The organism is Staphylococcus sp. HMSC65H10 (assembly GCF_001839185.1).
GTDB classification, from domain to species: domain Bacteria; phylum Bacillota; class Bacilli; order Staphylococcales; family Staphylococcaceae; genus Staphylococcus; species Staphylococcus simulans.
Genome location: NZ_KV840360.1, coordinates 15022 through 27266, shown reverse-complemented (window position 1 = coordinate 27266; position 12245 = coordinate 15022). Strand labels below are relative to the sequence as shown.

General features: G+C 36.0%; 11 protein-coding genes. 3 read left to right on the top strand and 8 right to left on the bottom strand.

Annotation, left to right across the window (positions count from 1 at the left end; translation table 11 throughout):
- Nucleotides 1-108: 108 nt before the first annotated feature.
- Nucleotides 109-819, bottom strand: a complete 711-nt coding sequence (locus tag HMPREF3270_RS08000; RefSeq protein ID WP_002479792.1) for a GTP pyrophosphokinase — start codon at nt 817-819, stop codon at nt 109-111.
- Between the two features lie 261 nt (nt 820-1080).
- Here HMPREF3270_RS08000 and HMPREF3270_RS07995 point away from each other — a divergent pair, with 261 nt between their 5' ends.
- The gene (locus tag HMPREF3270_RS07995; RefSeq protein ID WP_070867238.1) at nt 1081-2280 is read left to right on the top strand and encodes a GTP-binding protein; all 1200 of its coding nucleotides are present in this window, start codon (nt 1081-1083) and stop codon (nt 2278-2280) included.
- Nucleotides 2281-2471: 191 nt separating this feature from the next.
- Here HMPREF3270_RS07995 and HMPREF3270_RS07990 read toward each other — a convergent pair whose 3' ends face one another.
- The 5 genes from HMPREF3270_RS07990 to HMPREF3270_RS07970 form a co-directional block, all read right to left on the bottom strand.
- A complete protein-coding gene (locus HMPREF3270_RS07990; RefSeq protein WP_002479794.1) occupies nt 2472-2876 on the bottom strand; it encodes a DUF2188 domain-containing protein in 405 nt (134 codons plus the stop codon).
- A gap of 43 nt (nt 2877-2919) precedes the next feature.
- Entirely contained in the window at nt 2920-4845 is a 1926-nt protein-coding gene (locus HMPREF3270_RS07985; RefSeq protein WP_070848181.1) for an FUSC family protein, read from the bottom strand.
- A 131-nt stretch (nt 4846-4976) separates the two neighbouring features.
- Nucleotides 4977-5684 (bottom strand): acetolactate decarboxylase, encoded by a 708-nt coding sequence (budA, locus tag HMPREF3270_RS07980; RefSeq protein WP_031262481.1) that lies wholly within the window; start codon nt 5682-5684, stop codon nt 4977-4979.
- Between the two features lie 94 nt (nt 5685-5778).
- Complete coding sequence (locus tag HMPREF3270_RS07975) at nt 5779-6081, bottom strand: putative quinol monooxygenase (protein ID WP_002479797.1); 303 nt, start codon at nt 6079-6081, stop codon at nt 5779-5781.
- 161 nt (nt 6082-6242) lie between these two features.
- The gene (locus HMPREF3270_RS07970; RefSeq protein WP_002479798.1) at nt 6243-7517 is read right to left on the bottom strand and encodes a pyruvate MFS transporter; all 1275 of its coding nucleotides are present in this window, start codon (nt 7515-7517) and stop codon (nt 6243-6245) included.
- A 350-nt stretch (nt 7518-7867) separates the two neighbouring features.
- Here HMPREF3270_RS07970 and HMPREF3270_RS07965 point away from each other — a divergent pair, with 350 nt between their 5' ends.
- Nucleotides 7868-8482: an undecaprenyl phosphate transporter UptA gene (locus HMPREF3270_RS07965; protein ID WP_070848182.1), complete on the top strand. Its 615-nt coding sequence runs from the start codon at nt 7868-7870 to the stop codon at nt 8480-8482.
- A gap of 74 nt (nt 8483-8556) precedes the next feature.
- Here the strand turns inward: HMPREF3270_RS07965 and HMPREF3270_RS07960 are convergent, their stop codons facing one another.
- Together HMPREF3270_RS07960 and HMPREF3270_RS07955 are read right to left on the bottom strand one after the other, a co-directional pair.
- Nucleotides 8557-9219 carry an ABC-2 transporter permease gene (locus HMPREF3270_RS07960; protein ID WP_070848183.1) on the bottom strand — a complete coding sequence of 221 codons (663 nt, stop codon included), beginning with the start codon at nt 9217-9219 and terminating at the stop codon, nt 8557-8559.
- Nucleotides 9216-10073: an ABC transporter ATP-binding protein gene (locus tag HMPREF3270_RS07955; protein ID WP_070848184.1), complete on the bottom strand. Its 858-nt coding sequence runs from the start codon at nt 10071-10073 to the stop codon at nt 9216-9218. Before HMPREF3270_RS07955 ends, HMPREF3270_RS07960 begins: the two co-directional genes overlap by 4 nt.
- Before the next feature lie 198 nt (nt 10074-10271).
- Here HMPREF3270_RS07955 and HMPREF3270_RS07950 point away from each other — a divergent pair, with 198 nt between their 5' ends.
- Nucleotides 10272-12224 (top strand): fructose-bisphosphatase class III, encoded by a 1953-nt coding sequence (locus HMPREF3270_RS07950; protein WP_002479802.1) that lies wholly within the window; start codon nt 10272-10274, stop codon nt 12222-12224.
- Nucleotides 12225-12245: the final 21 nt, after the last annotated feature.

Here is a 12245-nt window from a genome sequence, read left to right as displayed (position 1 = left end):
ATATACCAAATAACTAATTTACCAACCATCTGAGTACCTCTGTGTACATTACATTGATTTTTTCATAAAAAAAGAAGTTGAATCTTCATAGACTCAACTTCTTTCCGATTAATCTTCATGGCTGACCTGTTTTAAAATGTCTCCATGCATTTTCTGCAACTTATACTCTACTGTTTCGATCTCTTTAGCACATTCTTTTAATGTATCTTTATAAACTTCTGTATTTGTCGCATTTTTATAACGTAATTTATGTTCAAGGCTGGCCCACATATCCATACCAATCGTACGGATTTGAATTTCGACTGGTACATACTCAACCGTATCTGTTAAGAACACCGGTATTGATACTACAAGATGTAAACTGCGATATCCATTCTCTTTAGGATTTTCTATATAATCTTTACGTTTTAATAATTTAACATCAGCTTGTCTTAATAATAAAGAAGCTACGACTTCAATATCTTCCAAATAATTACATACCACACGAATTCCAGCGATATCTGTAATATTTTGACGTGCAGAGTCAGTCGTTACTGGCAATCCCCTTGTTTCCAGCTTACGTACTAAACTGCTGATTTCTTTAACACGTCGTTCCATATGATGAATTGGATTATGTTCATATAAGATTTGGAAGTCATTATCTAAAATACTCAACTTCGTACTGACTTCTTCTAACGCTGATGCATACAAATGATGTAAGCTCACAAAGTCCACGAGTTCTTCAATTCGATAATTTTGTTCTTGAAACTTTGTGATATTACGTTTTAAATCTTCCTTAAGCGCATTAAGGTTAAGTGTTTCTCTTCTCTCTACATACATAATAATCCCCCGTTCTTCAGACATCTTTATTATAACGAAGTTTGTAGTTAAAATTAATTATTTGTAATTCACAAACGAATATTTGCGCATAAATTTTCAAAAGATACAAAACGAGTCTCTGCATATTTAATAGACAATTCTTTATTTTTAAACATTCATAGTTTAGGTTCATCACCTTGCGCACCGTTCTTTTTTTCTATACAATATAAATCGTAATAATTACGATTAAACGCGTGTATATATAAATAGGAGGATTTATTTATGGCTAAAATACCAGTAACGGTACTGAGTGGGTACCTTGGTTCAGGTAAAACAACTTTATTAAACCATATCTTACAAAATAGAGAAGGCTTACGCATTGCGGTCATTGTTAATGACATGAGTGAAGTGAATATTGATAAAGACTTAGTAATTGAAGGCGGGGGCATTTCACGTACTGATGAAAAATTAGTAGAACTTTCTAACGGTTGTATCTGCTGTACATTACGTGAAGACTTATTAAAAGAAGTTGAAAATATTGTTAAACGTGGCGGCATTGATCAAATCGTGATTGAATCAACAGGAATTTCTGAACCTGTACCTGTCGCACAAACATTCTCATATATCGATGAAGAACTTGGTATCGATTTAACAAGCATCTGCCGTTTAGACACAATGGTTACTGTTGTTGATGCGAACCGCTTCATCAACGACATCAAATCAGAAGATTTATTAGTTGACCGTGATCAAGGTACAAGTGAAGAAGATGAACGTACTATTGCTGATTTATTAATTGACCAAGTCGAATTCTGTGACGTTTTAGTCTTAAACAAAACAGACTTAGTTTCAGAAGAAGAATTAAACAAACTAGAAGGTATTTTACGCAAATTACAACCAACTGCGAAATTCATCCGTACACAAAATTCAGTAGTTGAACTCAGCGATGTGTTAAACACTGGCTTATTCGACTTTGAAGCTGCATCAAACTCTGCAGGCTGGCTTCAAGAATTAACAGAAGGCGGCCATGCGACACATACACCAGAAACAGAAGAATACGGTATTTCTTCATTTGTATATGAACGTCGTATGCCATTCCACGCAGAACGTTTCCATAAGCGGTTAGAAAATATGCCGAATACAATTGTACGTGCTAAGGGTATTGTTTGGTTAGCACAATATAATCATGTGGCGTGCTTAATGTCACAAGCAGGTTCTTCAGTCTCTATCCACCCTGTTACTTTCTGGGTTGCGGCAATGTCTGAAGCACAACAACGTGAAATCTTGCATGAACGTGAAGATGTGCGTGAAAACTGGGATCCTGAGTTTGGCGACCGCCATACACAATTTGTGATTATCGGTACAGACTTAGACCAAGAAGCATTAACAAAATCATTAGATGAATGCTTACTAACAACAGAAGAATACGATCAAGATTGGTCTCAACTACCAGAACCTTATGGATGGCAAATCACACAAGCATAAACAACAGTATATTAGACAAACGAAAGCCTCTTAACGCAATTTGTTAAGAGGCTTTCTTCTATAATAACGTATCTGTTGCTCCCTTGATTCACTATGCAACGCGCTCAGTTTCTTATTATATTGCATACTGTGAATCGGTACTTTTAAAATACCCAAGTCCTGTTTTAAATAATCATTATCGTGCACTTAATTTAAGATTTAACATGTACTTTTGTGCCACGGTTATCTGCGATTTCATTGGCACGTTTAACCGCTTCTTCTTTCTTATCATAACTATCTGCAGCTTGTTTCGCACCATGCGTTCTGACTTTCCACTCGTTATCTTCTTTATAGACTTCGACATCATTTTCATTTAATTCCGGACGCGCGTCTTTATCTTTTTGATGACTTGTAATATTTTTATTTTTCAACTCATCAAGTTCTTCTTTTGACGCATTTTTATACCATTCTTCAGCTTGTTTTGTCGCAATCGGAATCAATGTACCTTCGTCATAACCATCTTTTAACATCGCATTACCGATATCAATCGCTTTCTTGCGTTCTAACTTATCTAAGTTCTTCCAAGTATTTGGATAGTCATCTAATGTCCAAGGCATATAACGCCCTCCTCTTCAATATCACTTAATATTGCTATACCACTTATTGAGAATCTCCAATCTTGTCTGAATTTCTTAAACGTGCATATTGTTGGATATTCAACAGCGCAGTGCGAATATTCGTATATTGCGGTAAAGATGGTAAGCCTGTGCCTTGATAAAGCGGTACATGTTGTTCAAAGTGCGTCGCGATACCTTCAAACGCAATTAAATACTGACCCATAACGACATCATCAATCGTTTGCGGTTTTGGATTGTTTTGCGCTCTTGATAACATAAAGCTGATTTCTTCTAACGCAAAGATAATTGGATAATACGCACTGATTTTTGTACTATCCGCAAATAACTCACCATGTGCGTTTTGGTACATACTATTCATATTGCTTAGTTTGATACGTAATTTTAATTCATTGAACTTCGGTGCTTGTTTTGCTAAATGTTCATTTCTTGAGAAGACATAATAGAAGAAAGACATTTCATAACGAACCACTTCAGCGATCGCATCTGGTAATGTTTGCGATGCATTTTTTCTGCCTAGTATTAAGAGACCGATGACCGCGATAATCACACCGATAACTACATCTACAACCCTTGGTAAAGCAATTAAAATAGATAACTTGCCTGATGCAAGGCCGTTCAACATAATGACTTGCGTTGTAATGAAAATCATCGCTATCGCATAATTCGCACCGATAATGACTTCAGTAATCGTTGCACTTAACGCAAGTACAATAATACTAACAATCATATGCGGGTGAAGGGATAAAATAACGGTCAATAAGAGGACCCCGATAAACGTACCAATTGTTCTGGCAACGGCACGTTCCATACTATGAATCGTATTCGTCCCTATCAATATCGTATGTGCTGTTAATGGAATCCAATACGCTTTATCAAAATCAAACATCAACGCGATAAAGATAGCGGCACCCATAATCATGCTGTAACGTAAAGTATTCATTAATACGAGTGAATCTAATGTTAAGTTATATTTTAACTGTTGTCCGTATAATGGTTGTCTTAGATTCGCTTCGTATTCAATTTGACCTGTCGGACTATGTAAGATTTCATCTGTACGATAAATCTGTTTTTCTAAACGTTGAAAGCTAACCGGCAGCTCGATTTTTTCTCTCCACTGCATGATTTCTTGTTCTTCTAACCTTGAAGAAACACTTCGTTCAATATACTGCATCATTTCAATTAAAACATCTGGTAATGTTTCGACTTCTTTAGTCTTCAACTCTAACAATTCAGCAAAGATACCTTCTGCGTTATTATGCAGTAAATATAAACGATGTAATTGTTCAGATTGTTTCTTATTAGAAGTAAAAGAAGTAATCAGCTGTTTATCTGTAGATTTAAACTGATTGACCAACTGCTCAGTATTTTTCTTGAATTTCTCACTGTCTGCGTATTCTTTAACAAGTTTTAATAAGCTTTGATACTCCGCTTCAATGGCACGCTCTTGTGTATTTTTCTCTTGTAATTTTAACAGTATTGCTACAACTGCTAACGCAAAGATACCGCCGATAAATACAAAAACGCCACGTGTCAATGCTTGTTCCGGCGCAATCGGCATGTTAATCGGTAACGCAAACGTTACAATGAAGAAAGTTGCTGAAGGACCAGGAATTTCTAAAGCACTGAATATGTAGTATGCTACAACAGTAACAAGCAGCAACAATATTCCAAACAGCAACGGTGTTGCAACTGTCAGTGTTCCAAATGTAATACATAACGCAAACCCGACAGCACACCACCATAAAATACGTAATTTAGATTTATCAGATCCGCCAAAGACATAAATGTTAGCCAATGTCCCTGTCGCTATTAATAAACCAAATTGGAAGTAACCTAACAGATATCCTAACAGTAACGGTGTCAGCATCAATAAGCCTTGTCTTATTCCTTTACTGTAATTCACATTGTGTTTATTAAATTTAAATAGCGACTTGATATAGTGCGCCATACGATTTCTCCTTTCAAATATTAAAGTCATCTATCTTTTAATTTATCAGATGGTCATGTCCTATATGAAAATAAAAAACGCCAGAACATAATACCCGAGTATTATATCCTGACGTTAGGATGTTGTTTCGCTTATTCTGCCATTCTGATTTCTTCATCGATATTTTCGTAATCAATATCTGCTTCTAAGAATGCTTCATCTTTAGTTGGGAAGTGTTGCTCGAACGTTTCTGCATCAGAAATTTCTACACTGCCTCGTTCTAATTCAAAGCCTAAAATATGGCCGCCTACTGTACGGTCTTGGTCCACGAAATGTAAATGGAAACCTGCTGAACCAACACCATGGAACAGTTCAGGTGTGAAGAAACCGACAATTGTACCATTTAAATAATCATAATGGTGTTCTGGTTGGCGATTCACTGATTCCATTAATCGCGTATATGGCGGCTCTTGTTTCGGCATCATACGTACATGGACATGATTGAAACTGCCTGTGATACGGATTGCTGAGAATAAGTTGCGGCTCTTCATGCGTTCCATAATTTGATCGTACAATTCATCTTGAGTTGTAACATTCAACACTTCAAATGCCTGTGTAGGGTCAAATTTCGTAATGGTCGCAAACGGCAACATCTCATGACCGTCTAAGTGTCTGAAACCGCCGTATTCATCTGCGTGATAAGCGTTACCGTTAATAAAAATGACTTCACCGTCGCAACCTGTCAATGTACCGATGCCCATATCTCCTTGTTCAAGCATCTCATCTACAGATACTGTGCCTTGAAGCATTCCAGCCATTAACGTCGCCAAAGTTCCATGTTGGTAAATCATACTCTTCATTCTCCTTACTGATTTGACATGACAGACATCTTTATGTCTTTGTCTATTTATGTCCTATTATAGCACTAAAGTCATGCCCTGCCTTATTTGTTGCTTAATTTTCTGTGAGTGTTTCTTGGTTATCAAAGACAATAATTTCTGGCTCATCTAGACAAAGTTGTACGATTTCTTGCCAATACACTTGGAAATGATCAGATTTCTTATGATTTTCAAAGCCTTCTTCACAACTCCATTGTTCAATAATCGCAAAGGCATTTGGGATATTCGCATTTTCATAATGTTCATAGCTGATATTTGATGCTTCAGCTTGTGATGCTGCGACTAATTGTCCCATTAATTGTGTATATTTATCATAATTCATATCGTTGACTTTTGTTTTAACAATTACTGTAATCATATTTTCCCTCTCCAATTTCTATATTTTACCAGTACTTTCTTTCCCCTAAAATAATTCAACGAACCATAATAAAATTAAAAGGTCATGCTACGCTTGATAAGACCCTTTCTCTCATTCATCGTAACATGACCTGTATTTACTATCTTATTTTATACTTGTGCTTACATTTTAGAACGATTGACTACAAGCGGACTATCTGGTTTAACGAAGAACCACATTAATATAGCTATCGCAACTAAAATAATTAATGATTGTAATGTCCAAGTCCAACCGATCAAATCAGCTAAAATACCAGCGATTAATGGACTTAACATCGCACCGACGTTACCCCATAAGTTCATCCAACCTGAAACTGTACCTGAGAAGTTACGTCCGATGTCAGCAGCTGCTGCCCAGCTCATACCAGTAGTGACACCCATACCGCTTAAGCATACTGCTAACCAAGCGATATTCACTTCTAATACTTCACTGCGGATTGCGAATAATAAACCAATACTAAAGACAACCATACCTACAATCGCAATTGAACCACGAGCGACAAAACGTGATTTGCCAGCTTGTAAAATTCTATCTGAAATTGCACCAGCAATCATGATGCAAATAAACATCGCAAGCCATGGCACCCCTGCCAATAAGCCTAATGCTGTATATTTAACATGATATTGTTCCATTACGTAAGTCGGTAACCAAATTAAGAATAAACCAACAATAAATTGTACTACGAAATATTGAACTGCAATCGCATAGAAACTGAAATGTTTAAAGAATGCGCTCCATGGTGCAGATTGTTTTTCACCTGCATCAACCACGTCACGACCTTGAATGATATAACGTTTTTCAGCATTGTTAACCATTTTATGTTGTTCAGGTAAGTCTTTTGCGATAATCACCCACAATAACGCAATCACAAAACCAACTGCCCCGAAGATATAGAATACGGCTTGCCAGTTAAATAAACTTACAATCCATACTGTCACGATCGGTGCGATAACCGGACCGAAATATGACCCTGCAAGCAACGCACTAGATGCACGCCCTTTTTCATTTTTAGTAAACCAATATGAGTTGAATACTGCGTTTGATGGATACATCGGCGCTTCCCCTACACCGAATAAGAAACGCACAGTATATAATAAACCGTGGTTCTTAACTAAACCAGTTAAAATCGTAAATGCACTCCACCAAATCAACGCAATCGTCAACATTTTTCGCGGTCCGAATTTTTCCGCAAGAATACCGGATGGGACTTGCATCATGGCATAGCCCGCTGAGAAGAATGTTGCTAATAAACCAAACTGAGCCTTCGTCATATGTAAATCTTCCATCATTGGTGCCGCAATTAAGGAGATGTTAGATCTGTCCATATAGGCAATAACCCCAATAATAAAGAACGCAAATGCGAAGAACCATCGTACGTTACTCTTTCTTTCACTCATAGATATCCCAACTTTCTGTGTTCAAAATACATTAGGTCATCATATGACCTAAGTTGTTCTAGTAAATATTACCACTATTTGAAACCGTTCACAATAACTTTTTTACAGAAATTTGAACACTATGAATGACACAATATTATTTCGTTATTTACAAAACACCTCGAACAAACCATGACTACGCCTGACTTTTACGATTTTTAAATTTGGACATGCATATGCTGGATATATAAATAGATGTCATTTGATTCTATTTTTAGTACAATATAGCTTGGACACAAAACCACAAGTGTTCTTTAAATAAAATTAAAACATTATAAAACTTGTACATAAAAAGGAGTCATCGCATTACCATGGAACAAATACTGACTGACTTTATTTCGCGTTGGGGATATCTCGCAATTTTTATTTTAATTCTTGCTGAGAATATCCTGCCTTTCGTGCCTTCAGAAATTGTGCTGACTTTCGCAGGTGTATTAGCCGCAAAATCACATATTTCTATTTGGCTGCTATTGATTATCGCAACAGTCGCTTCATTTATGGGGCTATTGATTCTGTATTACATCTGTAGCTTAGTTAATGAACAGAAACTTTACCGCTTCGTAGACAAATACGGTAAATGGATTAAACTTAAAGGTAAAGACGTTGAACGTGCCAACAATTGGTTTAAAAAATACGGTGCAATCGCAGTCTTTATCTGTCGCTTCGTTCCAGTTTTACGTGTATTGATCACTATTCCTGCAGGCGTCAACAAAATGAACATCGTCACATTTGCGACATTGTCATTAGTCGGCACAACAATTTGGAACTTCGGTTTAATCTATTTAGGTAAATCGTTAAGCGATAACTGGCACGATATTTTAAATGTAATGCATATATACTCATATATCATGTATGCTATTATCGCAATTGCGTTAGTATACTTTGCTTACCGTTACATTGCGAAACGCCGTCATAGACAGAACTAAACAATACGAAAATAAAGCACACTTCATTTTTTTGAAGTGTGCTTTATCTATTTGTTATGATTTATTTTGATTTTTTAGAAATTCTGATTTTTAAACTTGTTCAAACCTATGAAGTAACCAAGTAGCGCAAGTATTAGCGCAAAGACAAGGAAGATAGACATGCGTCCCAGTTCAAAACTAGTATGCTGCATAGCATCATTACCTGAGCCATACATATAACCGCCAATGATAAGTGTTACAGTGTTATACACGAGATATGTAACTACTATAATTCCTGTGATAATCATTTGAATTATATTCGATTTATCTGCACCAACCACATAAGTACACGGATAAAACAATGACACTAACAAACAAATTCCTATCCCTAACATGATAGCTGACAAGGATTCCGTAATAGTACCGAAGCCTAATAGATATCTGCCTGCAAAAATAAACAGAACAATGGCTAACCCTAATCCAGCAGACAAAAAATAATATGCATAATGTGCTTGTACAATTTCTTTGCGACTGACAGGTAATGTAATCGCATATTTATACCAACCCGCTGCTGCTTCATTTTTCAAATTATCAGTCGCAGCTGAAACAGAAAACATTAAAATGATTAAACTGATTAACGGTTGAAACCCTTCTAAATCCACAGCTGTGAACCCGATACCTAACAATAAACCGATACCTAAGTAGATCCACAATGCTTTCTGAGTTGAATAATACTGACTATAAATTAAACCCTTCATATGTCTTCACCTCTTAAGATTATTTTACTGACTTGATCAATGTACTCGATAGATTCTAAATCAAAAGACAAAGTACGTTCATTTTTTAACACAATCGCTTGAACTTCACCTAAGTGGTGTTTTTTTGCTAACACATCTTCGTCTACAAGTTTTTCAAATTCTGTTTCATCACATGTTAAACGTGCATAATTGTTGAATAATGCTGCTTTGTCAATTTGCTTATAAACTTGGCCATGTCTCAGAAAAACTAACTTTGTCGCTAAGCGGTCAATATCTTCCGCAATATGAGATGTCATCAACACACCACGATTGCTATCATGTACGAACTTTTCAATTTCATCTTGAATCTCATCACGACTTGCTGCGTCCAATCCTGCTGTCGCTTCATCTAAAATCAATAATCGACTTTTGTGTGACAATGCGACTGCCATAGAGAGTTTCATAGACATACCTCTTGAAAAGAATTTAACTGCCTGTTTTTCTGGCAGTTCAAAACGCTGGATATAATCATTAAACAAAGTACTGTCAAAATGGCGGAACACCTTTTGAAACATACGATTCAACTTATCAACGGTCATATTTTTAGTGAAATTCATGGAATCAAATACAACACTCATGTCATTTTTGTAGTCTGTATCTTCAGGTGAAACACGTTGACCGAAAAAATAGATTTCTCCGCTAGTTAAAGGATAATCTCCCACAATCATACGAATTAACGTTGATTTGCCTGAACCATTTTTGCCGATTAAAGCGACAATTTCACCTGGATCAACTTGAAAGGAGACATCATTGATGGAGAAGCGGCTATTAGAAAACTGTTTCGTTAAATGATGTACTGATAATAATGGTGTCATAAGACCTCCTGATATTTTTATGTTATTTTTATTTTAACATAGCTGATTCAAATATTTAGTTTATTTCTCTATTCTCCCTCTTTTTAATCCAACCACACATTATTTTTTCAGTTTTTTAAAACGTCACCATTGAAAAATTGTTAAAAAAGTACAATAATCAAATGTAAGCGCTATTATTATTAAACCCAGGAGGCACAAATGATTACCAACGAACGTGAACTTAAAAATAAGTATTTCGATTTACTTGCAGAGAAATTCAACCATGAAGAACAACTTGCATCAGAAATTATCAGTCTAGAATCTATTTTAGAATTACCAAAAGGTACAGAACACTTTGTCAGTGACTTACATGGAGAATATGAATCTTTCCAACATGTCTTACGTAACGGTTCAGGCAATGTTCGTACGAAAGTCAATGACATCTTCAAAGATAAAATGTCGAACCAAGAAATCAGCGACTTCACTGCTTTAATTTATTATCCAGAAGATAAATTAAGAATGGTTAAAAGCAGCTTCGAAACAAAAGAGCCATTAAACCGTTGGTATGAAACACGTATTGACCAAATGATTCAAATGGTTCAATATTCCGCTTCAAAATATACACGTTCTAAATTACGTAAAGCATTACCTAAAAAGTTTGTTTATATTGTCGAAGAGTTACTTTATAAAACCAACGAACTTGAGAATAAAACACCTTACTACAATACGTTGATGCGTCAAATCATCGAAACTCAACAAGCAGACGATTTAATTATCGGTTTATCTTACACAATTCAACGTCTAGTCGTAGATCACTTACATGTTGTCGGTGATATTTATGACCGTGGTCCTGAACCTGAAAAAATTGTAGAAACATTAATCAACTATCATTCTGTTGATATCCAATGGGGCAACCACGATGCGATTTGGATTGGTGCCTATGCCGGTTCTCGTGTCTGCCTAGCTAACATCTTACGTATTTGTGCACGTTACGATAACTTGAATATCGTTGAAGATGCTTACGGTATCAACTTACGCCCATTATTAAACTTAGCTGAAAAATACTATGGTGATAACCCAGCTTTCCGTCCAAAATTACGTTCTGATTCTAACTTATCTGAACAAGAACAACTTCAAATCACTAAAATTCATCAAGCCATTGCGATGATTCAATTCAAATTAGAAATGCCGATTATCAAACGTCGTCCTTCTTTCGAAATGGAAGAACGCTTAGTCTTAGAACATGTTGACTATGATAACTTAACGTATACATTACATGGCCAAACACATGAATTAACAGATACATGTTTCGTGACAGTAGATCCAGAAGACCCAGCTAAATTATTACCAGAAGAACAAGAAGTCATTGATAAATTATTAGTTTCTGTACAAGAATCAGAAAAGCTTAAACGTCATATGACATTCTTAATGGATAAAGGTTCACTTTACTTACCTTACAACGGTAATTTATTAATTCACGGCTGTATCCCGATTGATGAACATGGCAATATGGAAGGTATGGAAATTGATGGCACATTCTATGCTGGCCGTCCATTATTAGACCAATTCGAAATGTATATGCGTAAAGCATTCCGAAATAAAGATATTACCGATGATTTAGCAACTGACTTAGTTTGGTATTTATGGACAGGTAAATATTCTTCGTTATTCGGAAAACGTGCCATGACAACATTCGAACGTTATTTCATTAAAGATAAAGCAACTCATAAAGAAGAAAAGAACCCATATTATTCACTACGTGAAGACCCTAAAGTTGTAGGCAAACTCTTAGAAGACTTTGATTTAGATCCTGAACAAGGTCATATCATTAACGGGCATACACCAGTCAAAGAAATTGATGGTGAAGATCCGATTAAAGCCGACGGTAAAATGATCGTCATTGATGGCGGCTTCTCTAAAGTGTATCAATCTACAACAGGTATTGCGGGTTATACGTTACTGTACAACTCTTACGGTATGCAGCTAGTGGCACACCAACACTTCAACACGAAAGAAAACGTATTACGATACGGTGCAGATGAATTATCTACAAAACGTCTTGTTGATAAAGAACTTCAACGTAAACGTATCCGCGATACGAACACAGGACAATTCATCAAAGAAGAAATCCGCAACTTAAAAGAACTTATGTCTCATCGCTATACAGATTAATAACCATAAAGAAAAGCAGAA